This window comes from Buchnera aphidicola (Eriosoma lanigerum) (assembly GCF_964059125.1).
GTDB lineage: Bacteria > Pseudomonadota > Gammaproteobacteria > Enterobacterales > Enterobacteriaceae > Buchnera_D > Buchnera_D aphidicola_C.
Genome location: NZ_OZ060395.1, coordinates 494,212 through 518,022, shown reverse-complemented (window position 1 = coordinate 518,022; position 23,811 = coordinate 494,212). Strand labels below are relative to the sequence as shown.

18 protein-coding genes and 1 tRNA gene are annotated in these 23,811 nt (G+C 21.1%); 8 read left to right on the top strand and 11 right to left on the bottom strand.

What is annotated here, in order from left to right; translation table 11 throughout:
- Positions 1-29 precede the first annotated feature (29 nt).
- The 7 genes from AB4W75_RS02125 to AB4W75_RS02095 form a co-directional block, all read right to left on the bottom strand.
- A complete protein-coding gene (locus AB4W75_RS02125) occupies positions 30-1,769 on the bottom strand; it encodes a SmdA family multidrug ABC transporter permease/ATP-binding protein (RefSeq protein ID WP_367679323.1) in 1,740 nt (579 codons plus the stop codon).
- Positions 1,770-2,388: 619 nt separating this feature from the next.
- Positions 2,389-4,248, bottom strand: a complete 1,860-nt coding sequence (locus AB4W75_RS02120) for a SurA N-terminal domain-containing protein (protein ID WP_367679322.1) — start codon at positions 4,246-4,248, stop codon at positions 2,389-2,391.
- 185 nt (positions 4,249-4,433) lie between these two features.
- A complete protein-coding gene (lon, locus tag AB4W75_RS02115; RefSeq protein ID WP_367679321.1) occupies positions 4,434-6,776 on the bottom strand; it encodes an endopeptidase La in 2,343 nt (780 codons plus the stop codon).
- Positions 6,777-6,955: 179 nt separating this feature from the next.
- Positions 6,956-8,227 (bottom strand): ATP-dependent Clp protease ATP-binding subunit ClpX, encoded by a 1,272-nt coding sequence (clpX, locus tag AB4W75_RS02110; RefSeq protein ID WP_367679320.1) that lies wholly within the window; start codon positions 8,225-8,227, stop codon positions 6,956-6,958.
- A 50-nt stretch (positions 8,228-8,277) separates the two neighbouring features.
- Positions 8,278-8,904 carry an ATP-dependent Clp endopeptidase proteolytic subunit ClpP gene (gene clpP / locus AB4W75_RS02105; RefSeq protein ID WP_367679680.1) on the bottom strand — a complete coding sequence of 209 codons (627 nt, stop codon included), beginning with the start codon at positions 8,902-8,904 and terminating at the stop codon, positions 8,278-8,280.
- A gap of 179 nt (positions 8,905-9,083) precedes the next feature.
- Positions 9,084-10,394, bottom strand: coding sequence for a trigger factor (gene tig / locus AB4W75_RS02100; protein WP_367679319.1), 1,311 nt, complete (start codon positions 10,392-10,394; stop codon positions 9,084-9,086).
- Positions 10,395-10,642: 248 nt separating this feature from the next.
- Positions 10,643-10,954 carry a BolA family protein gene (locus AB4W75_RS02095; protein ID WP_367679318.1) on the bottom strand — a complete coding sequence of 104 codons (312 nt, stop codon included), beginning with the start codon at positions 10,952-10,954 and terminating at the stop codon, positions 10,643-10,645.
- A 540-nt stretch (positions 10,955-11,494) separates the two neighbouring features.
- Here AB4W75_RS02095 and cyoA point away from each other — a divergent pair.
- From cyoA to cyoE, 5 genes are all read left to right on the top strand, one after another.
- Entirely contained in the window at positions 11,495-12,349 is an 855-nt protein-coding gene (gene cyoA / locus AB4W75_RS02090; protein WP_367679317.1) for a ubiquinol oxidase subunit II, read from the top strand.
- Positions 12,350-12,456: 107 nt separating this feature from the next.
- Positions 12,457-14,415 (top strand): cytochrome o ubiquinol oxidase subunit I, encoded by a 1,959-nt coding sequence (gene cyoB, locus AB4W75_RS02085; protein ID WP_367679316.1) that lies wholly within the window; start codon positions 12,457-12,459, stop codon positions 14,413-14,415.
- A gap of 7 nt (positions 14,416-14,422) precedes the next feature.
- Entirely contained in the window at positions 14,423-15,037 is a 615-nt protein-coding gene (locus tag AB4W75_RS02080; protein ID WP_367679315.1) for a cytochrome c oxidase subunit 3, read from the top strand.
- Positions 15,034-15,369, top strand: a complete 336-nt coding sequence (locus AB4W75_RS02075; protein ID WP_367679314.1) for a cytochrome o ubiquinol/quinol oxidase subunit IV — start codon at positions 15,034-15,036, stop codon at positions 15,367-15,369. Before AB4W75_RS02080 ends, AB4W75_RS02075 begins: the two co-directional genes overlap by 4 nt.
- Positions 15,370-15,382: 13 nt before the next feature.
- A complete protein-coding gene (gene cyoE / locus AB4W75_RS02070) occupies positions 15,383-16,237 on the top strand; it encodes a heme o synthase (RefSeq protein ID WP_367679313.1) in 855 nt (284 codons plus the stop codon).
- Between the two features lie 73 nt (positions 16,238-16,310).
- Here cyoE and AB4W75_RS02065 read toward each other — a convergent pair whose 3' ends face one another.
- On the bottom strand, positions 16,311-16,655 hold the full coding sequence (locus tag AB4W75_RS02065) for a TusE/DsrC/DsvC family sulfur relay protein (protein WP_367679312.1): 345 nt from the start codon (positions 16,653-16,655) through the stop codon (positions 16,311-16,313).
- Between the two features lie 234 nt (positions 16,656-16,889).
- Between AB4W75_RS02065 and AB4W75_RS02060 the strand changes: the two genes are divergently transcribed.
- A complete protein-coding gene (locus AB4W75_RS02060) occupies positions 16,890-18,068 on the top strand; it encodes an MFS transporter (protein WP_367679311.1) in 1,179 nt (392 codons plus the stop codon).
- Between the two features lie 932 nt (positions 18,069-19,000).
- Here AB4W75_RS02060 and nusB read toward each other — a convergent pair.
- The 3 genes from nusB to ribE all read right to left on the bottom strand — a co-directional run bounded on the left by nusB (position 19,001) and on the right by ribE (position 21,927).
- Positions 19,001-19,420 (bottom strand): transcription antitermination factor NusB, encoded by a 420-nt coding sequence (gene nusB / locus AB4W75_RS02055; protein ID WP_367679310.1) that lies wholly within the window; start codon positions 19,418-19,420, stop codon positions 19,001-19,003.
- A gap of 109 nt (positions 19,421-19,529) precedes the next feature.
- Positions 19,530-20,657 carry a bifunctional diaminohydroxyphosphoribosylaminopyrimidine deaminase/5-amino-6-(5-phosphoribosylamino)uracil reductase RibD gene (gene ribD / locus AB4W75_RS02050; RefSeq protein ID WP_367679309.1) on the bottom strand — a complete coding sequence of 376 codons (1,128 nt, stop codon included), beginning with the start codon at positions 20,655-20,657 and terminating at the stop codon, positions 19,530-19,532.
- 787 nt (positions 20,658-21,444) lie between these two features.
- Positions 21,445-21,927 (bottom strand): 6,7-dimethyl-8-ribityllumazine synthase, encoded by a 483-nt coding sequence (gene ribE, locus AB4W75_RS02045; RefSeq protein WP_367679308.1) that lies wholly within the window; start codon positions 21,925-21,927, stop codon positions 21,445-21,447.
- 224 nt (positions 21,928-22,151) lie between these two features.
- On the opposite strand from ribE, the gene AB4W75_RS02040 reads away from it, so the two are divergent.
- Together AB4W75_RS02040 and argA are read left to right on the top strand one after the other, a co-directional pair.
- Positions 22,152-22,229 (top strand) — tRNA-Met (locus tag AB4W75_RS02040).
- Between the two features lie 231 nt (positions 22,230-22,460).
- Positions 22,461-23,795: an amino-acid N-acetyltransferase gene (gene argA / locus AB4W75_RS02035; RefSeq protein WP_367679307.1), complete on the top strand. Its 1,335-nt coding sequence runs from the start codon at positions 22,461-22,463 to the stop codon at positions 23,793-23,795.
- Positions 23,796-23,811 lie beyond the last annotated feature (16 nt).

Below are 23,811 nucleotides of genomic sequence, written 5' to 3'. Positions count from 1 at the left end.
TATTAATTTTCCTTGTATTATAAATGTTATTATTCATATTTTTTTTGTGTTTCTTGATAGTGATACATATCACTATACCAATTTTTTTCTTTCATAAGAGATAAATGAGATCCTTGTTTATTAATTGTACCATTTTTCATAACTATGATTTCGTTCATTTTTGATAAAGCTGATAATCTATGAGTAGAAATTATTATTGTATGTTTATTACTTTTCTTTAATTTTAAATTTGTTAAAATTTTATTTTCAGTATAAGCGTCTACAGCAGATAAAGCATCATCTAAGATTAAGAATTCTGAATTTAATAATAACGCTCTTGCAATAGCAATTCTTTGTTTTTGTCCTCCTGATAACATTACTCCTTTTTCTCCAACTTTTGTACAATATCCATTTGGTAATCTTATGATATCTTTATGTACATAAGCTAATTTAGCAACTTCTTCAATTTCTTTTTGTGTTGCTTTTGGTTTTCCTAATGCAATATTATTTGCAATACTATCAGAAAATAAAAAAGTAGTTTGATTGACTACTGCTAATTTTTTTCTCCATTGTTCAATTTTAATATTGGATAAAGGTAAGTAATGATATAAAATTTCACCTTCTGAAATATTAAAATTTCTTTGAATTAATCGAATTAAAGTACTTTTACCTGAACCTGTTGGACCACAAATTCCTAAATTATTTCCAGGTAGAATAGAAATATAAATTTTTTTTAAGCAATAAGTTTTGTTATTAGGATAACAAAATTTTTCAATTTTTATTTCTAATTTCCCAGATTTTTTAGGTACGTTGATATTACCGTCACATATATCTTGATTTTTTATAAAAATAGATTGAATACGATCCCAAGCTGCACTTCCTCTTTCTACGATATTAAACATCCAAGCAAATGCTAGCATAGGCCAAATCATTAATCCTAAATACATTATAAAACTTGTTAGTTGTCCTAAACTAATTTTTCCATGCCATACTAACCATCCTCCACAAGTGATAGCTAGTAAATTTGAGCAAGAAATTGCTAAGTGTATTGTAGGATCAAATTTAGCATCAATTTTAGCAACTTTCATATTTTTTATTCCAGCTTCATTAGCTGTTTGAGAAAACTTTTTTGATTGATGTTTTTCTAATCCAAATGCTCTTATCATTCTTATGCTAGTTAAACTTTCTTGAGCTTGATTGTTTAGAGAAGAAAAAGCAGATTGTGCTTGTCTAAAATATTGATGTAATTGTTTTCCGTATTTTTTTATTAATAATGCCATAATAGGCATAGGTAATAATGAAATTATAGTTAATTTCCAACTAATATTAGTACTCATTACTAATAGTACTGAACAACCCATTACTAATGAGTCTACTAATGTTAATACTCCTTCTCCTGCAGCAAATACTACTCTGTCTACATCATTAATACCTCTTGCCATTAAATCACCAGTTCTATTTTTTAAATAAAAAATAGGTTCTTGTTTACTTAAACAAGAATAAAATTTTACTCTTAACTCCACTGCTAGTTGATATGAAGCTCCAAATAAAAGTATTCTCCATATATAACGTAGAATATAAACTGCTATAGCAGTAAGAAACATTAAGATAATCCATAATATTGTTTTATTTGTATGAATATGTTTTTGAGTAACTATATCTACAATAATTCCAACTAATTTTGGAGGTAAAAGTTGTAAAATAGAAATAATGATTAATAAAGAAATTGATCCTAAATATCGTTTCCATTCTTTTATAAAATACCATTTTAATTGTCTAAATAGTTGCACAAGGATTCCTATAATTAATTTTTTAATAATATTTATTTAGTTATTATGGATTTATTTATTTTATTAAATTTATAATGTTATGTGTAATTATTATGATAATTTTTAATTATTAGTAATATATATTATTAATAAAATTATGTTTATTAAAGTAAAAATATAAAATTATATTTATTATTAATAATATATCACAGTATTAAATTTCTATATTATTTCATGTTCTAATGTTAAATTGTATTGTTAATTAATATATTATAAATTTAATAATATGTATTTCTGATTATTATGTAGTATTTTAATTTTAATAAACATAAAATATTAATATGCATGTATAAAAAAATCAATATATTAGAAATAATTAAAAAATTAATATTTAAATTTATTTAATAATAGATTATAAATGAGAATATAATCAGTTTGTTATTAATTAATTTATATTAGTAAATATTTTAAATATGTATATTAGTTTTTATATTTTATTGTTCTTACTTTTATATATATATTATTATTCAGAATATTAATTAAAATTTTAAATTATAATAATTAAAATAGAAATTAATATTAATAATTGTTATATATTTCATTTTATTTTTATTAAGTTTTAACATATTAAATAATTTTGTTAAAATAAATTATTTTTTTTATATTGTATATTTGCTTTTTTTCGTAAATTATTTGTTAAATTTGTTAGAATAGATTCTATTTGACATTGTAGTAAATAATTAGTAATAATTTTTTTTTCTTCATTGTTTAATTTAATATTTATAACTTTATATAAATACAATATTGTTATATTTCCGTTATTTTCTTCTTGTAAAGTCAGTTGTTTTTTTTCTTTTTTAGGATAAGGTAATTGGAATACTAATTTAGAAATAGATTGTTGATTATTTCTAGATATAATAATTGATTTTTTAAATATAGATTTTTTATTGTTTACAATTTTGTTGTTTTTATTGAATTCTATAATTTTTTTCTTTGCTATTTGTAATGCAGTTTTTCTAGCATATTGATATTTTAAAATAGATTTAATTTTATTTTGAATGTTATGAAATTGAATTGAACTATTATTTTTTCTAATTGTTATTTTGATAATATAACTAATATTATCATTTATTTTTATCCATTTTGAATACGTTTTTATATATTTTTTACAATTTATATTAGATATATTAAAGATATATTGAATAATTTCATTTTTTTGAATTAAATTAGGAATTGTATATTTAGTAAACCAATTAGTAGTAATAAGTTTTGCATTAATATTATTTGCTATTTTTTTTAACAAAATAGAAGAGAAATAGTGATGATTTATAATTTTTTGATAAATATATTTTTTCTTTAATATTATTTTTTGTTTTTTAATGTTTTTAATAATTTCATTTTGCACTTCAGATAATGATCTTATAGTACTTAATGTAATACTATTTAACTTAAATATTATATATCCAAACTGAAATTTTATAATAGGAGATATTTGATCAATTTTAGTTAAATTAATTTTTTTTATCTCTTTATTACATTCACTATTGTTTAACCATCCTATGTTACCTCCTATTAGTGAAGATATTGGATCAATTGATTTATATTTAGCTAATTTGTGAAATAATTGATTATTTTTTAGTTGATTTAATATATTTTTTGATTCTTTTAAATTATTAGTTTGAATAATACTATAATTTTTATTAATTGGATTGATATAGTCTTGAATATGTGTGATATACCAATGTCGTATTTCTTTTGGATCAATAAGTATTGGTATTTTATTTGTTTGTATCGGAACATAGTCAATTTTATATTGAATTGGTGATGAAAAAAGATTATGATATTTTTCATAATATTTATTAATTTCTTTATTATTAATTGTTTGATTATGCATTAAATTAAATGTATTAATGTACGATTTTTTAACTATTCTTTTTTCTGATAACATTTTAAAAAATAACTGTTTTTCATATTTTAATATAAATTCACTATTAGATAGTTTCTTAATAATTATATCTTTTATTTTATACATTTTTAAGTTATTTTTATATTGGTAGCTAGTTATTCCTATTTTATTTAATTTATGAAGATAGATTTTATAATTAAATTTTCCATTTTCTTGAAAATATGGAAGATGTGCAATTATATAATTTATTTTTTTTTCTTGTACTATAAATCCTAATTGATTTGCATATTGCTTTAAGAGTATTTCATCAATTAAATTTTTTAAAATTTTTTTATAAGTTTTCTTTTTAAATGTTTTTGTATTTATTATGTTATGGAATGTGTTTCCTAGTTCTTTTTTTTGTTGTTCTCTAGTAATTTTATAAATATAATTTATTTGTTTATTGGTTATTCCTTCATTATTAATTTGAACTATATACGGATCAAAATAATTATATTGATAATTTTTAATATTATTTAATATTATAGACAATAATAATATTATTAATACAGTATTCAAAATAATTTTATTAGTTAATTTTTTTAAGAAATTCATTCTATGTCAACGCCACATTTTATCTTATTATATAGGTGTTATTTAATTTTATTAAATAATAAAAATGATATATTATTATTAAAAATATATTATTAAGAACTTGATTTTAATATAATAGGCTGGCAATGATATATTTTTGTTTGCCAGCCAAAATAAAAGATTATATCTTTTTTAGATAATTATATTTAACATACTTGAGTATATGGATTTTTTTCTAATGCTATAATTAACACTTCTTTGATATGTTTAACTGGATGTATTTGTAGACCAGAAAGAATATTTTTTGGTATTTCTTCTAAATCTCTTTTATTTTCATTAGGAATCAAAACTTCTTTGATACCTCCTCTATGTGCAGCTAACAGTTTTTCTTTTAAACCACCGATAGGTAAAATTTGACCTCTTAGTGTAATTTCTCCAGTCATAGCTACTTCGGATTGAACTGGATTTCTAGTTAAACAAGATACAATAGCTGTACACATTGCGATTCCTGCACTAGGACCGTCTTTTGGAGTTGCTCCTTCTGGTACATGAATATGTATATCGTGTTTTTCATAAAAATTTTGTTTGATTTTTAATTTTTTTGCTTGTGAACGTACTACTGTTAAAGCAGCTTGAATAGATTCTTGCATTACTTCTCCTAGAGATCCTGTATATGTTAATTTTCCTTTGCCCTCTATACATGCAGCTTCAATAGTCAATAAATCTCCTCCAACTTCTGTCCATGCTAATCCAATTACTTGTCCTATTTGGCTTTTTGTACTTGTTTTCCCATAATCAAATCGTTTGACTCCTAGATATTTTTTGAGATTATGTTTATTAATTTGAATATGTTTAATAGATTTATCTAATAATATAGATTTAACTGTTTTACGGCATATTTTTGATATTTCTCTTTCTAGATTTCTAACTCCTGCTTCTCTTGTATAATAACGAATAATACTAGTTATAGCACTATCATCTATAGTTATTTCTTCATGTTTTAGTGCATTTCTGTTAATTTGTTTGTTTTTTAAATGAGATTTAGCAATATTTAATTTTTCATCTTCAGTATAACCAGAAAGTCTAATCACTTCCATTCTATCTAATAATGGAGCTGGTATATTCATTGAATTAGATGTAGCTACAAACATAACTTCTGATAAATCGTAATCTACTTCTAAATAATGATCATTAAATGATGAATTTTGTTCAGGATCTAATACTTCTAATAATGCAGAAACAGGATCAACTCTCATATCGCAAGACATTTTATCTATTTCATCTAATAAAAAAAGAGGATTATTAACTCCAGTTTTTATAATTTTTTGGATTAATTTTCCTGGCATCGAACCAATATAAGTACGTCTATGTCCTCTAATTTCTGCTTCGTCTCTAATTCCTCCTAGAGCCATTCTAATATATTTTCTACCAGTTGCTTTTGCTATTGATTTTCCTAAAGAAGTTTTACCTACACCTGGAGGTCCAACTAAACATAAGATAGGACCTTTAACTTTAGAAATTCGATTTTGTATTGCAAGATATTCTAATATTCTTTCTTTTACATGTTCAAGTCCAAAGTGATCAATATTTAATATTTCTTGTGCTTTTTTAATATCTTTTTTAATTTTACTTCTTTTATTCCATGGTACTTGTACCATCCATTCAATATAACTACGAACAACAGTAGCTTCTGCAGAAATTGAAGACATCAGTTTTAATTTTTGTAATTCTGATTCCGTTTTTTCTTTTGCTTCTTTTGGCATTTTAGCAGTATCAATTTTTCTTTTTAATAATTCATATTCATCAGGGATATCTTCCATTTCTCCTAATTCTCTCTGAATAGCTTTCATTTGTTCATTGAGATAATATTCTCTTTGACTTTTTTCCATTTGTTTTTTTACGCGGTTTCTAATTTTTTTTTCTATTTCTAAGAGTTCTATTTCTGTTTCCATCATAGACATAATATATTCTAGTCTTTCTTGTACATTAAACATTTCTAAAATAGATTGTTTGTTTGATAATTTTAAAGGTATATGTGCTGCTATTATGTCGGATAATCTGGAAGCATTATGAATATTATGAATTGTATTAAGTATATCTGTTGATGTTTTTTTATTAATTTTTATATAATTTTTAAATGTATTAATTGTTGTTTGAACTAAGATTTTTTGCTGTTTTTCTTCTATTGTAGGAGAAATAATCCATTCTATTTTAGCAAGAAAATAATTTCCATTATTTATTAATGATTGAATATTAGCTCTTTGTAGACCTTCTACTAATACTTTTACTGTACCATCAGGTAGTTGTAGCATTTGTAAAATGGATGAAACAGTTCCTATATTAAATAAATCGTTAATACTAGGTTCATCGGTAGAGGCTTCTTTTTGAGCTACTAGCATAATTTTTTTATCATTATCCATAGCTGCTTCAATACATCTAATTGATTTTTCACGACCTACAAATAACGGAATTACCATATATGGATATACGACAACGTCTCTTAATGGTAATACAGGAATTTCAGTGCGTTGAGAACACTCAATATTCATAGATTTCTCTCTTTTTTTTTTACACTTAATAAAGGATTATAAAATTAATTAAGTATCATAATGAAATCCATAACCAGTAGAGTATGTCGGAATAGATATTTGAGATTTAATATTAATTATATTCAGATGACATTAGAGTAATATTTTTATTGTATTAAATAACATTTATTTATTGAATTTTACTTATTAGATGTTATGGTATTATCTTCATTTTTATATATTAATATTGGTAATGATTTTCCAGATATAACAGATTGATTGATAAAAACTTGTTTAACATTACTTAATGAAGGTAAATTATACATTGTTTCTAGTAAAATTGTTTCTAATATAGCACGTAAACTACGAGCTCCTGTTTTTTTTAATATTGCTTTTTGAGCAATTGCAATTATAGCATGATCATCAAATATTAATTCAACTCCTTCTAAATCAAATAATTTTTTATATTGTTTAAGTAAAGCATTTTTAGGTTGAGATAAAATTTGTACTAATGATTCTTGATTTAACTCATGTAATGTAATTATGATTGGTAATCTTCCAATGAATTCAGGAATAAAACCAAATTTAATTAAATCTTCAGTTTGAACTTGATTTAATAAAGTATTATTATATTTTTTTGTGTTAATACTAGCTTGAAATCCAATTTTTGATTGCTTGTTTTTTCTATTTTCAATTATTTTTTCTAATCCAACAAAAGTTCCTCCACATATAAATAGAATTTTTGATGTATTAATTTTTATGTATTCTTGTTGTGGATGTTTTCTTCCTCCATTAGGAGGAACGTTAGCTATAGTTCCTTCTATTAATTTTAGTAAAGATTGTTGTACACCTTCTCCAGAAACATCTCTAGTAATTGATATATTTTCAGATTTTTTAGTAATTTTATCAATTTCATCTATATAAATAATTCCTAATTCTGCTTTTTTTACATTAAATGAACATTGTTGTAATAATTTTAGTAAAATATTTTCTACATCTTCTCCAACATATCCAGATTCAGTCAAATTCGTTGCATCTGCTATAGAAAAAGGAACATCAAGTAATTTAGCTAAAATTTCAGCTAACAATGTTTTACCACTTCCAGTAGGACCAATTAGTAAAATATTACTTTTTTCTAATTCTATTTCTTTGTCATTCATTTTTAAATATTGAATTTTTTTATAGTGATTATATACTGCTACAGACAGGATTTTTTTAGCTTGTTTTTGTCCTATAATGTATTGATCTAAATGTGTTTTAATTTGATGAGGAGTAAGTATCTTATAATCATCAGTTTTATTTATTGTATTTTCTATTATTTTTTGATTAATAATTTCATATGATAATTTAATACATTCATTACAGATATATGCGGATGGTCCAGCTATTAATTGTTGTATTTCTTGTTGTTTTTTGTTACAAAAAGAACAAAATAGTATTTTCCGGTTATCATCTTTTTGATGATCTGACATTATTTACCTCGTGATTGATTTGTTATATATATTATTTCTTAATTTTATAGTTAATTATCAATTAATCTTTTAGTTAAAATATTATCAATTAATCCATATTGCATTGCTTCTTTGGCAGTAAAAAAACAATCACGTTCTGTATCTTTTTTAATTATATTTAAGTTTTTTCCAGTATGTATAGAAATAATTTCATTAATTTTATTTTTAATTTTAACCATTTCTTTTGTATGTATTTCTATATCTGTAGTTTGTCCTTGATATCCACCTAAAGGTTGATGAATCATAATTTGAGAATTTGGTAATGAAAATCTTTTTCCTTTTTTTCCTGCAGTTAAAAGAAAAGCCCCCATTGAACAAGCTTGTCCGATACAAATAGTATTAATATCTGGTGCAATAAATTGCATAGTATCATAAATCGATAAACCTGCAGTAATTATACCTCCTGGTGAATTAATATATAAATAGATATCTTTTTTTGTGTTTTCAGATTCTAAAAATAAAAGTTGAGCTATAACTAAGTTTGCTAATGTATCGTCAATAATACCATTAATGAAAATAATTCTTTCTGTTAATAGTCTAGAAAAAATGTCATATGCTCTTTCTCCTTTTATAGTTTGTTCAACTACTATAGGAATATAATTTACATTATTATTGTGATTTTTTTTGATATTGGACATATTTTTAATATTAAACATGATGTTCCAAAATTTTTATTGGTTAAATGAAGTAATAAACATACAATAAGAATATCAGTTTTTTAAACTAAGGATTAGTGATAAAAAATAGTTTCATTATAATATGTTTATTGTATAATATTCATATTTAAAATAATAATTTAGACAATTTAAAATTGTTATTATACATTTTGTATATGAATTAAAGCTTCTTGAAAATTACATTTTAATTTTATTAAATTAAATTGTTTTAACAACAATTCATAAGCTGTTTCTTCAAAAATCATATTTTTGATTGATTTTATAAAATGAATATTAGAATATAGTTTTTTTATTTTTTTTTCATTGTTTGATTTAGATTCTAAATTAGTATTTAGTATGTTATAGACTTTTTCATCAATATTTATGTGATTAATATCAATAATTTTTTTTAGTAATAGTTGTATAGTAATTATTTCTATTGCTTTTTTTTGAAAATTTTGATTATTAATATGTAATGATAATACTGGTTCTCCTTGTTCTTTGTATATTTTAATGTTTTCATTTTGTAAGTTAGTTATAGTTTCCATTAATAGTTGGTTAGGTATATTAATTAAATTTTCTTTTAGTAATTTTGATATTATCTGATTCTTTAAATAATTTTTTTTAATTTTTTCAACTTCAATGTTAATTTTGTTTTTAATGATCTTATATTGATCATTAAAACTTTGATATTTATTTTTATTTATAATAATATTATTTTTTTGATATTTTTGATAATTTAATTCTTCAATATTTTTGATGTATATTTGTGTATGAATTTTTTTTCCTTGTATTTCTTGATCACAATGATTGATAGGAAACATAATATATAATTCAATGTAGTCTCCTATTTTTTTATTTAATATCGATTGTTCTATAGTTGGTAATATAGAATTATTTCCAATAATAAATTGAAAATTTTTTTTAGTGTATTTATGTAATATTTTATTTTTAATTAATAATTGATAATTAATAGTAATTAAATCTTTATTTTTAATTGCTCGATTTACTTTTATCCATATTTTTTTTTGTTTATTATGGATGTTTTGAATAGTTTGTTTTATATCATTTTCAGTAATTTGAATAGATAATTGTTTTATCTCTTTTTTTTTTGGATATTTTAAATCAAATTTTGGATATTTTTCAAAATAAATTGAATAAATCAATATTTTTTCAGGTTGATATTGTCGTATATTATATGTAGGTTTTCCTATAATATTTATATTTTTTTCTTTGATAAATTTTAAAAAATAATATTGCATTAAATGATTAATTACATTTTTTTCTATTGTATCCAAATAATCTTGTTTGATTATAGAAATAGGTATTTTCCCTTTTCTAAAACCATTTATTTTAATTTCATTTCTAGTTTTTTTTAATTCAATTGCTATTTGTTTCTTAATTATTTCTGATGATATTGTAATTTCTATGCAATTATTGCAAGTTTGTTGTGGTGTTGTTACAACATGCATTTTGTAACTCCAAAAAAAATGATTTTATCATAGACATAAAAAGCACATTATTATAAATTAAAAATGATAAAGTTAATGTATATGTATATTAGTTAAGTTAACTTAATAATATTATATCTATAAGTCGGTATATCGTCTAGATGACAGCATATAGATATTTTTATTTATTTTTTGTTTTTTTATATTTAATCTTGATAAATATTAATTTTTTAAATATGAATACAAATATTTGTATATAAAACTATTAACTATTTTTTATTTATGCAAGATATACAAAATATCTTATTTAGATGAATGTTTTTCCATTCTTCATTTGTATATGTATACAAGGAAATACTATAAATATATTGTTGGATATATGTATTGATAATATTTTGTACCATTCTATGTCTATTTATTATTGATTGATTTACAAATAATTTACTAACAACAATAATTTGTAGATGTGTAAGATGTATATGAAATTTTTTGATTTTATGTTTATTACTATGATTTGAAATTTTGATAAAATTTGGATTAAGTTTTTCTTGAAGTATTTCTTTAATTTTTACTTTAATCATATTAGTATTTAGTATATTAATAATATATATTTAATTTTATGTTTTAAGTGACTATATTGATATATATATACATTTATTTTTTAGTAATTTTATAAAAATATTAATTTAAATTTATATTCTTATATATTTGTTATATAAATTTTACTACTGTATTATATATTTCAAAAAATATGTAATTTTATTACATTTTATTTAATATACATTTCAATTGAATAATTTATGTATATATATATATGAAATGTAATTTAATAATTATATTTCATTATTAATAATAGTTATTATGTTTAATAAACAGTATATTTTAATGATATAAATATTATAAAATAAAATTTTTATTTTTTATAACATAAATTATATTGTGTGTAATTTATATTTAATTATTTCATGATTATATATCTTCATGTTTTGTTTTAAGTTTATTTTTTTTTAATAATTTAATTAGTTATGAATAATGTAATTTTTAATTTATGTTAATTTTAAAACATGCATTGTAAAATTTTATTAAATTAAGTGTTAAGTGGTTTTGTATTGAGGTTTGTCATGAATTTAATAAAAAAAAATTATATTTTAAAAAAAATTTCATTAATAATGATGATTTTATTTTTAGGTGGTTGTTCTAATGGTATATTGTCTCCTAAAGGAGATATAGTAAGACAACAACATTTAATTATATTATCATCATTAACAATGATGTTGTTAATTGTTATACCTGTGATTGTTATGACATTGTATTTTATTTGGAAATATAGAGAATCAAATAAAATTACAGTTTATACTCCTAATTGGAATCATTCAAATATAATAGAAATATGTATTTGGAGTATACCAATTATTATTATTTTTGTACTAGCATTATTATCTTGGAGTTCTACTCATGTTTTAGAACCAAGTAAACCAATTATAACTAATAAGAAGAGTTGTCCAATTGTAATAGAAGTGGTTTCATTAGATTGGAGATGGTTATTTATTTATCCAGATTATAATATTGCTACTATTAATGAGATTTCTATTCCTGTTAATACTCCAATTTTATTTAAAATAACTTCTTCTTCTGTAATGAATTCATTTTTTATTCCATCTTTAGGAAGTCAAATTTATGCTATGAAAGGGATGAAAAGTATATTATATTTAATTGCAAATCATTCAGGTCAATATAAAGGAATATCTGCAAATTATAGCGGTGAGGGATTTTCTAATATGAAATTTATAGTTACTGTTCATAATAATTATGATAGATTTTATCGTTGGATTCAAATTGTAAAAACATCTGATTTATATTTGAGTACCTTTAATGATTTTAAAAAAATATCTAAACAGAACAAAAATAGTAATATTATACATTTCTCTAACATTGAACCAAATTTATTTAATAAAATTCTCAAATCTATAAATTAAGTATATTTTGACATTTTAATACTATATTTTATTTTTAAGATTGGGTTGTTAATTATTTACTGTGAATGTAAATAATTTTAAATATAATTGATCATAAGGATATAATAATGTTTGGAAAATTGACATTAGAAGCAGTACCATATCATGAACCAATTATTATGTGTACCTATTTAGGAATTATTTTATTGTCCATGGGTATCATGTCTATAATTACATATTATAAAAAATGGAAATATTTGTGGTTAGAATGGTTTACTTCAGTTGACCATAAAAAAATAGCTGTTATGTATTTTATTGTTGCTTTTATCATGTTTTTTAGAGGATTCATTGATGCATTAATGATGAGAGCTCAACAATTTTGTTCTTCATTAGGACATTCTGGGTTTTTACCACCTCATCATTACGATCAAATTTTTACAGCTCATGGTGTAATTATGATTTTTTTTGTAGCTATGCCGTTAGTTGTTGGTTTAATGAATTTAGTTATTCCGTTACAGATTGGTTCTCGTGATGTAGCTTTTCCAGTATTAAATAATATAAGTTTTTGGTTAACCGTTACAGGTGTGATTTTAATAAATTTATCTTTAGGAATTGGTGAATTTGCTAAAACTGGATGGTTAGCATACCCACCTCTTTCAGGTATTCAATATAGTCCCGGAGTAGGTGTAGATTATTGGATTTGGAGTTTGCAATTATCTGGAATAGGTACTACTTTAACTGGAATTAATTTTATAGTCACAATTTTAAAGATGAGAACAGTAGGGATGAATTTATTTAAAATGCCTGTTTTCTCTTGGACAGCTTTATGTACAAATATTTTAATATTAGCTGCATTTCCTGTATTAACATTGACTTTATTATTACTAACATTAGATCGTTATCTTAATTTTCATTTTTTTACATTTGAGAATGGAGGTAATATGATGATGTATATTAATTTAATTTGGATCTGGGGACATCCTGAAGTATATATTTTAATATTACCTGTTTTTGGTGTATTTTCTGAAGTAGTATCTACTTTTTCTAAAAAATCTTTATTTGGATATGTTTCTTTAGTTTGGGCTACAGTTTCAATTACTATTTTATCTTTTATTGTTTGGTTGCACCATTTTTTTACTATGGGTGCAGGAGCTAGTGTAAATTCTTTTTTTGGAATAACAACTATGATTATTGCTATTCCTACTGGAGTGAAAATATTTAATTGGTTGTTTACTATGTATAGAGGACGCATTTGGATGCATTCATCTATGTTATGGACTATTGGTTTTATCATTACTTTTTCTGTTGGAGGAATGAGTGGTGTATTATTATCGTTACCTAGTGCAGATTTTGTTTTGCATAATAGCTTATTTTTAGTAGCTCATTTTCATAATGTTATTATTGGTGGAGTTGTCTTTGGTTGTTTTTCTGGAATTACTTATTGGTTTCCAAAAATGTTTGGATTTATTCTTAATGAAACATGGGGAAAACGTGCTTTTTGGTTTTGGATAATTGGTTTTTTCTTAGCTTTTATTCCATTATATATATTAGGTTTAATGGGTATGACTCGTAGATTAAGTCAGAATATAGATTCTGATTTTCATGTTATGTTAACAATTGCTTCTTTTGGAGTAATAATTATTTTTTTTGGTATTATTTGTCAAATTATTCAATTATATGTTTCTATTCGAGATAGAAAATTATATTGTGATATTACAGGAGATCCTTGGGATGCAAGAACTTTAGAATGGTCAATTCCATCACCTGCTCCATTATATAATTTTGCAGTTCTACCTATTGTTAAAGATAGAGATGATTTTTGGAGAATAAAACAAATTAAAAATAATTCTACTAATATTATTTATCACGATATACACATGCCTAAAAATAATGCAATAGGTTGTATAATTGGTATATTATCTGTATTTTTTGGTTTTTCTGCAATTTGGCATATTTGGTGGTTATTTAGTTTATCGTTATTTTCGATTATTTTAAGTATTATAATTGATAGCTTTAATAAAGAGAACGAATATTGTATTTCATCTAAAGAAATAGAATTCATGGAAAGTAATAATAATAAATATTAGGATTAATATGATAAATGATGCATGTGTAAAACAAATCAAAAACATTAATGATTATAATATTTTTAATAATAAAAAAATATTAGGTTTTTGGTTGTATTTAATGAGTGATTGTATTATTTTTGCTACTATGTTTGCAGTATATGAAGTATTATTAATTAATATTACTGATTATATAAACATAAAAAAAATATTTAATTTAACATTAGTGATGATTGAAAGTTTTATTTTATTAATTAGCTCATTTTCATTTGGAATGAGTATGATTTATTTTTTACAAAATAATAAAAAATTAATTTATTTTTGGTTGGTTAACACTTTTTTATTAGGTTTTAGTTTTGTTAGTATAGAGATATATGAATTTTTTCATTTATGTATAACACAACATAGTCCGCAAAACAGTGCTTTTCTTTCTGCTTATTTTACTTTAATTGGTTTACATGGAATTCATGTTATAATTGGACTGTTATGGATTGTAGTAATGTTATTTCAATTATCTACATTAGATTACTATACTCAAGTTATATATGTTAAAATGAAGTGTTTAGGTTTATTTTGGCATTTTTTAGATGTGATATGGATTTGTGTATTAACTTTTGTGTATTTTTTTGGAGTAATTAAATGAATTTAAATAAAGAAGTGTATAATATAAATTTAATTAACCAAATAAAATATTTTTATTTTTTAGGAATATTTTTATCAATTATTTTAACTTCTTGTTCTTTTTTATTAATTTTTTTAGGTTGGTTTTCAAAAGAAATTACTATATTTTTTATTTTAGTTGGTTTTTTATTACAAATTTTTGTACATTTTCGATATTTTTTCAATATAAATAAATTAAACTATGATATTTGGAGTATGGTTTTCATGATTTTTACTTTGATTGTTGTGTTTATTATTATATCAGGTTCAATATGGATTATGTATAATTTAAACCATCACTTCATTATTGATTAAATAGTTAAGTTATATGTTAAATTATATTCAATTAATTAAACCAGGAATTATCATTGGAAATATTTGTTCTATGATAGGTGGTTTTTTTTTAGCTTCAAAAGGTGATGTGCATTTTAATTTATTGTGTTTTTCTATTTTAAGTTTATCTCTAGTTATTGCATCAAGTTGTATTATAAATAATATTTTAGATAGAGATCTTGATCAATATATGCATCGTACTAAAAATAGATTATTAGTAGTCAATTCTAAATTAGTAACACATGCAATAGTATTTTCTATTTTTTTAGGATTGTTTGGTTTTCTATTTAGTTATTTTTTTTTAAATAATTTTGCTTTAATAATATTATTAATTGGAGTAATTATATATGTAATATTTTATACTGTTCTTTTTAAAAGAAAGACAGTATATTCAACATTTATTGGTAGTATTGCAGGATCTATGCCACCATTGTTTGGTTATTTTACAGTTGTTCATCATTTTGATTATAGTTCTGTTATTTTATTTTTAACTTTTTTTTTATGGCAAATTCCACATTTTTATTCTATAGGAATTTGTCGCATACAAGATTACAAAAAAGCAAGAATACCAATTTTCCCATTAATAAAAGGAATTAAATTAACTAAAATACATATTATGTTATATATTTTACTATTTTTTTTATTTTCTTCTATGTTTACTTATATTCAATTGACTGGAAAATTATATTTTTTTAGTAATTTAATATTTAGTGTTTTGTGGTTTTTTATATCCTTTTTAACTTTTTTAAAATCTTCATATTGTTTTTTATTATATAAAATTTTATTTTTTTGTTCAATTTTGGTGATAATGAATTTAAGTATAATGATGAGCATCGATTATGTAATATAAAATATAAATGTAGTAAAAATTTATTATAGTATGTTTAATATTGTTAATTGAAAAATTGTATCTCATTATTATGTTAAAAACAATGATCTGGTTTGGGAATACCTGCTATTTTACTACCTTGTTGTGCTGGTCCAAGAGGAAATAGTTTATATAAATAAATGCTAGTAGATTTTTTTTTTCCAAATTTTATTTGTATACATTTGGATAACATTTTCATAGATGGTGTAGTGTTAAATTTTAAATAAAAATTTCTAATAAAATTTATTATTTCCCAGTGTTCTGGTGTAAGAATAATATGTTCTTGATCAGCTAGTATTTTTGCAATATTTTTATTCCAATCTTTATAATTATAAAGATAACCTGCATTATCGACTATTATATTATGTTCATTCAGTATGTAATTTTTGTTAGTTATCATAGTATATGTAGTTTTTATATTACAATAAAAATATAATTCGATTAATGAATAAAATATTATTAATTATTGATATATTACATATTATTTATTGAATTAATGCAACTAATAATTTTATTTAATAAAGTATTAATTTAGAGTTATTTAGTTTAATTAAGTTATTTTTTTTAATTAAACAATAGATACTAATATTAATAAGTATAATCAATTTATCTTTTTTATTATAAAAGGATTGTAATGAAAAATAATGAATGTCAATTTTATAATTCATACATAATATATATATTATATGCAATTTTTTCTGTAAGAATGTTTGCAATGTTTATGATTCTTCCGTTTATATTCATTCATGGTTTCAATTTAAATTATGAAAATAAATTGTTTATAGGTATTGCAATGGGAATTTATGGATTATTACAGGCTATATTGCAAATTCCATTTGGTATGTTATCGGATATAATAGGAAGAAAACCTGTAATTATTTTATGTTTATTACTGTTTTTTTTTGGTAGTGTATTAGGAATATTTAGTGAATCTATTTTTCAATTTATTATAAGTCGTTCATTACAAGGTTCAGGAGCTATTTCTTCAACTATTATGGCTTGTTTCTCTGATATTGTATCTGAAAAAAATAGAACCAAAACAATGTTTTTTTTAGGTGTTTGTTTTGGAATATCTTTTTATTCATCTATGATTATAGGCCCATTAATTTTTAATTTATTTAATATTAGTGCCTTATATTGGTTAGTTTCAATACTATGTTTTATTTTGATATTGATGGTAATATTATTTTTTCCTTCAACTGTAAGTATAAAAAAGAACTTTTTTAATAGAGATTTTTTTAATAATTTTCGATTAAATATTAATGTATATACATGTAGTTTGTTTGTTAGTATTTTTTGTTTGCATTTAGTATTAATATTAAATTTTATGATTATTCCTAAAACAATGTTACTATTAGGAATAGAGTTATGTGATCATTGGAAAATTTATTGTTTTGCAATATTTTTATCTATGTTAATTTTTTTGTTGAATATGAACTATTTAGAAAAAAAAATTGTTAATAAATATTTATTGACATTTTTTATTGTTTTATTAATTATTTCAGAATTTTTATTACTATTATCGAATAATATTATTTCATTATTTTTGTCTATTCAAATATTTTTTATATCATTAACTTTTTTGGAATCTTTTATTCCTTCTATGTTGATTAAATCTATTTCTATTTCACATAGAGGAAGTATCATGGGGTTTTATTCTACAAGTCAATTTTTTGGATCAGCTGTAGGTAGTATACTTGGAGGTTGGATATTACATTTTTTTCAATTAAAAATAGTATTATATATTTTAATTTGTATTTGTTTTTTATGGTTAACATTTATATTAATATTTTTTAATAAAAAAAGTAAATGAAGGATTGATATTGTCATTATAAATATTTTTTTTTATTATATTATTTGTGAAATAATTAGTTAATTAATATAATTTTATGTAGTATAAATCAATAATTATATTTTAATTAAAAATAAAATATTATTAATTTTTAATTATTGAAATTTATTTTTTTTAAAAAAAAATTTTTATTATTTTTATAAAAATATATGTGTTTATTAAAAGTAATTTCATTAAATTTTATTTTTGTAAAATTTATATTTTATTCTATTATGGAATTATTATAATTATTTTTTTATATTTAATTAAGTATATATTATTAATAATAATTCATATTAAATTAATTAATTAATTAATAGTAATTTTATAATTTATTTAATATAAATAATATTATATGGAAATTCTATATATGAATAGTCTGTATTCTATACAGAATAAATTAATAATTTTAATACTGTGTATCATAAATTAATGATTTTAAACAAATAATACTTTAATTTATTAATGAATAATAATGTATAGTATGTATAATGTTAATTATTAAATGTATTTAGTATAAATATCTATTTTAAATTTTATTTTTTTTTATATTAAGTTCATATTTTATTTAATAATTAAAAATTAAATAAATTAAATTATTTTTATAATTTTTATGATATATATTAAATTTTTGATTATTAAATATATGTTAATACAACATATATTGTATTACACTTAATTTTAAATTTATTAAATATAGATATATAATATTTTTATATATATAAAAAAATGTATTTATTCATTATTTTTTAATAATTTTTATTATTGATATTTCTTGTATATATATTATCTTATTTAATAATAATTAAATATTATTAATTTTATTTATGGTTATGTATCCTATATTTTATTTATATAAATATCACAATACATAGAACTATTAATTTTATTTAAAATAATAAATATATTAATAGTTATTTTAAATTTAATTTGATATTAATTACTGCTTTGTCTAATACTCCATTAATGAATTTATGACTATCTTTAGATCCAAACATTTTAGCTAATTCGATACCTTCATTAATTGAAACTTTATAAGGAATGTCATTTCTTTTAAATAATTCATAAAAAGCAATACGTAGTATAGTTTTTTCTATTAAATCTAATTGTTTAGCTGTCCGAAATAAGTATGGTTGTATTTTTTTATCTATATATTGATAATTTTGTGAGACTCCTATAATTAAATTTTTAAAATATTCTAAGTCAACATTATTCATATTTTGTTCTTCTAAAAAATGAGATTCAATATTATTTATATTATTTCCAGAAGTTTGCCATGCATATAATGCTTGTATTGCTTTTTCACGTGCTTTTCTTCTAAACAAGGGTTTCATATAAATTTCCTATAATTAGTTAATATAAAAATGATTAATTGATTTAATTTTTATTATATATTTTTTTTGAAACATTAAATTTCAAAGTATATATTTTATGTATTATATTTTATTTGTATTGTGTAAATGAAATATTATAAGTTTTATTTTTTTTTAAAATAATTCTGATATCTGTATGTAATTTGTTAACTTGAGCAAAGTAAAATTGTTTGATTTGATTAATTTTAAACATTTTTTGTAATATAAACATAGGTTTAGCTGTTTGTCCTAGTATTTTAGGTGAAATATAAAGAATTAATTCATCAATTAAATTTTGTTCTATTAATGCTCCGGATAAAGTACCACCAGCTTCAATCCATATTGAATTAATGTTTTTTTTTCTTAGTAATAAAAATAATTGTAGTAAATTAATTTGTTTGTTTGATTCTAATGAAACGATTTGTTTTACATGATTAGGCCATTTTTGATTATCTTTATATAATCTAATCAACCATATATCTCCAGTATTTATTTTAATTGTTGGATGATTTGGTTTTATTCTATTTTTGCTATCTATAATTATTCTTATTGGTTGCTGATATTTTTTTATATTGTTTTTAGGATTGGTATTTATATATCTTATATTTAATGATGGATTATCTCGTATAATACTAATACTAGTACTCAATATTGCTTGATTTTGAGATCTGAAGTTATGAACATCTTTCCTTGATTCGTGAGAGGTAATCCATTTGCTATCTCCATTATGTAAAGCGATTCTTCCATCAATAGATATACCTAATTTTAGTTGTAACCAAGGAAGACCTGTTATCATTCTTTTAAAAAATCTTTGGTTAATATTTTGAGCTTCTTTTTCTAATATTCCGTAAGATACCAGAATTCCATTTTTTTTGAGAAATGTTATTCCCTTTCCAGATACTTCAGGATTAGGATCTATAGTAGCTATAACAATTTTTTTGATTTTAGAAATTAATAATTGTGGACAACAAGGAGGAGTGTTTCCATAGTGATTACAAGGTTCAAGTGTCAGATATACTGTTGATCCATGAGCAAGATCTCCAGCCATTTTCAGAGCAATAATTTCTGCATGTGAATCTCCTTGTTTTTTATGCCAACCTTTTCCTACAATTAATCCATCTTTTACAATAATACATCCTACATTTGGATTAGGATCTGTAGTTAATTTTCCTTTTACAGCTAATTGTAATGCTTTTTTCATATAAAACATATCATTCATATTTTCCTCTTTTATAAATATAATTAATATTATAAAAAAATGTTATATTTTTATTTTTCTTTTTTTATATATATTAAATATGGTTGATTAGTATCATATATAGATAATTAATAGTTTATTTCACTCTTATATTATTTATTAATTTTAATAAAATATATTAATTTGTTTAATAATATTAGTATTGATATTTATTAGAAATCAATACAAAAAAAATAAATTTATTATATTATATTTAAATAAAATTTAATTAATTATTATTAATATTAATATTTGTATATTTAAAAAATTATTTATTGATATATTTCAAATATTATTTTTAACATATACAAGATATTTTATTAATATGAAATATTTCAATAAAAATATTGATATATATATTTATAACAATTTTAAAAAATTAAATTTAAAAATATATATAGTTTAATACATATTAAATGAATATATATATTCAATTCTTTATCTTATTAGTATCATACAATATATATTTATATATATATATCAATTAAGTATTATTATTTTTTTATTAAAAATTAAATTAATACTGAAATTATTTTAATATAAAGTATATAAAATTTTATTTTTATTTTTAATAAATAGATTTATTAATTCATAAATAAATACTATAAATATATATTTTTTAAAAAAAAATCAGTTATATGATAATTTATTTTTATTAATACATATTTTTATTTGTACTATAAAATATAGTGTATATCATATATAATTTTAAATGATTTTTATAGTAGAATAAATTATTATTTATATAATAAAATTGTAAATTATTTATTTATGTATATTTTTTTTGATTAATTATTTTTAATAAATTAATCATTTCTAATGCACATAAAGCAGCTTCATGACCTTTGTTTCCCATTTTTAGACCTGCTCTTTCTATAGCTTGTTCTATATTATTGGTTATCAATAAACCACATGCAATAGGAATAGAATAGTCAATACTAATTTTTGTCAAATTACTACTAATTGCACTTGTAATATATTTAAAATGAGAAGTTTCTCCTTTAATAATTGTACCTAAAGTAATAATTGCTTTAAAATAATTAGTTTTAGCTATACTATTAGCAGTAATAGGTATTTCGTATGATCCTGGGACTTGAAAAATTTTAATTTGTTTTTCTTGTACTTGACCTAATCTTGTTAAAGTATCTATAGTCGATGATAATAAATTTTTGTTTATAAAATCGTTGAATCTTGAAATGATAATAGCAATTAATTCGTTTTGAACAGTAATTCCTGCTTGTATAACATTCATATATTTTCCTTTGTTAGTATGAGTAATAGAGATTCATATTTAATTTACATTAAAATTATGATTTTAAATTTGAACATAATATTTTATTATATACTAATAATGTATTTTGTTATGTATATAATATATCATTAATGGTATTGTACAATAAAAAAAAATTTAACATATAATTTTATTATTGATAAAAATAACTATTGCATTTATACATAATATATAGTATATATAAATGGCGGGGTGGAGCAGTCTGGTAGCTCGTCGGGCTCATAACCCGAAGGTCGGTGGTTCAAATCCGCCCCCCGCAACCAATTATTTTTATTTATTATATAATAAAAAATCCAAAATTTATTTTATTTTCATATTTTATTCATTTGTTGTTCATATACTTCTTTTTTTTTAATAATCCCTAATTCTTAAATTGTAAAATTATTTAATGTTTTAATATAGATTTTTTTTAGTAATAAAATTTTTATATTAAAAAGTATTAATACTATTTTATAGTAATTGACATATTTTTATTATTAAATGTAGGTATATTCATGAAAATCAGAAGTACAGAATTGGTACAAGGATTTCGTCATATTGTTCCATATATTAATATACATAGAGGAAAAATATTTGTAATTATGTTAGGAGGGGAAGCTATAAAACATGAAAATTTTTCGGAAATTATTAATGATATTGGATTATTACATAGTTTAGGTATTAATTTAATTGTTGTATACGGAGCATCTCCTCAAATTAATGGTAATTTATATAAATCTAATATGAAATCAGTTTACCATAAGTATACTCGTGTTACAGATATTCATTCTTTAGAATGTATTAAGCAAGAAGCTGGTAGATTACAATTAGAAATAACAGCTAGATTATCGATGAGTCTTAGTAACACTCCTTTACAAGGAGCTGATATTAGTGTAGTTAGTGGTAATTTTATTATTTCTCAACCTTTGGGAATTGATGATGGAGTAGATTATTGTCATAGTGGTCGAGTAAGAAGAATTAACAAAAGAGCAATATATAATCAATTAAGTAATCGTTCTATTGTGTTAATTGGTCCTGTCGCGGCATCAGTTACAGGAGAATGTTTTAATTTAACATCTGAAGACATCGCAACTCAATTAGCAATTCAATTAAATGCAGAAAAAATGATAGGATTTTGTAGTGAACAAGGAGTATTGGATAATAATAGTTGTATTATTTCTGAATTATTTCCTAATGAAGCTAAAGAAATAATACTCAATTTTGAAGAAAGAAATGATTTTTTTTCAAGTACAGTTCGTTTTTTACGTGGTGCAATTGAGGCATGTCAGAAAGGTGTAAAAAGAAGTCATTTAATTAGTTATAAAGAAAATGGAGCTTTGTTACAAGAATTGTTTTCTAGAGATGGTATAGGAACACAAATTGTTATGGAATCTACTGAAAAAATTAGATCTGCGACTATACATGATATTAGAGGCATTTTAGAATTAATTCGTCCGCTAGAAAAAAAAGGTATATTAATTCGGCGTTCTCGCAAACAAATAGAAGTAGAAATAGATAAATTTACTATTATTCAACAAGATAATTTAATTATTGGCTGTGTAGCATTGTATCCTTTTCAAAAAGAACAAATAGGAGAAATGGCTTGTCTAGTTGTTCATCCTGATTATCGTAGTTCTTCTAGAGGGGAAATATTACTAAAAAAAATTATATATAAAGCAAAAAAATTAAATTTAAATAAAATTTTTGTATTAACTATTAAAAGTGTTCATTGGTTTCAAGAACGTGGTTTTTCTCCAGTAGATATAAATTTACTACCTGAGAGTAAAAAGAAAATATATAATCATCAAAGAAAATCTAAAATTTTAATGTTAAATATTCTTGATTCGTAAAAATGATGAAATTTTA

Excerpts from the sequence above, each read along its gene's own strand:
- cyoA (WP_367679317.1), top strand. The coding sequence starts at position 11,495 with ATGAATTTAATAAAAAAAAATTATATTTTAAAAAAAATTTCATTAATA.
- argA (WP_367679307.1), top strand. The coding sequence starts at position 22,461 with ATGAAAATCAGAAGTACAGAATTGGTACAAGGATTTCGTCATATTGTT.
- cyoE (WP_367679313.1), top strand. The coding sequence starts at position 15,383 with ATGTTAAATTATATTCAATTAATTAAACCAGGAATTATCATTGGAAAT.
- clpX (WP_367679320.1), bottom strand. The coding sequence starts at position 8,227 with ATGTCAGATCATCAAAAAGATGATAACCGGAAAATACTATTTTGTTCT.
- nusB (WP_367679310.1), bottom strand. The coding sequence starts at position 19,420 with ATGAAACCCTTGTTTAGAAGAAAAGCACGTGAAAAAGCAATACAAGCA.
- ribD (WP_367679309.1), bottom strand. The coding sequence starts at position 20,657 with ATGAATGATATGTTTTATATGAAAAAAGCATTACAATTAGCTGTAAAA.
- clpP (WP_367679680.1), bottom strand. The coding sequence starts at position 8,904 with ATGTCCAATATCAAAAAAAATCACAATAATAATGTAAATTATATTCCT.
- lon (WP_367679321.1), bottom strand. The coding sequence starts at position 6,776 with ATGAATATTGAGTGTTCTCAACGCACTGAAATTCCTGTATTACCATTA.
- ribE (WP_367679308.1), bottom strand. The coding sequence starts at position 21,927 with ATGAATGTTATACAAGCAGGAATTACTGTTCAAAACGAATTAATTGCT.
- tig (WP_367679319.1), bottom strand. The coding sequence starts at position 10,394 with ATGCATGTTGTAACAACACCACAACAAACTTGCAATAATTGCATAGAA.
- AB4W75_RS02095 (WP_367679318.1), bottom strand. The coding sequence starts at position 10,954 with ATGATTAAAGTAAAAATTAAAGAAATACTTCAAGAAAAACTTAATCCA.
- AB4W75_RS02075 (WP_367679314.1), top strand. The coding sequence starts at position 15,034 with ATGAATTTAAATAAAGAAGTGTATAATATAAATTTAATTAACCAAATA.
- AB4W75_RS02080 (WP_367679315.1), top strand. The coding sequence starts at position 14,423 with ATGATAAATGATGCATGTGTAAAACAAATCAAAAACATTAATGATTAT.
- AB4W75_RS02065 (WP_367679312.1), bottom strand. The coding sequence starts at position 16,655 with ATGATAACTAACAAAAATTACATACTGAATGAACATAATATAATAGTC.
- AB4W75_RS02060 (WP_367679311.1), top strand. The coding sequence starts at position 16,890 with ATGAAAAATAATGAATGTCAATTTTATAATTCATACATAATATATATA.
- cyoB (WP_367679316.1), top strand. The coding sequence starts at position 12,457 with ATGTTTGGAAAATTGACATTAGAAGCAGTACCATATCATGAACCAATT.
- AB4W75_RS02120 (WP_367679322.1), bottom strand. The coding sequence starts at position 4,248 with ATGAATTTCTTAAAAAAATTAACTAATAAAATTATTTTGAATACTGTA.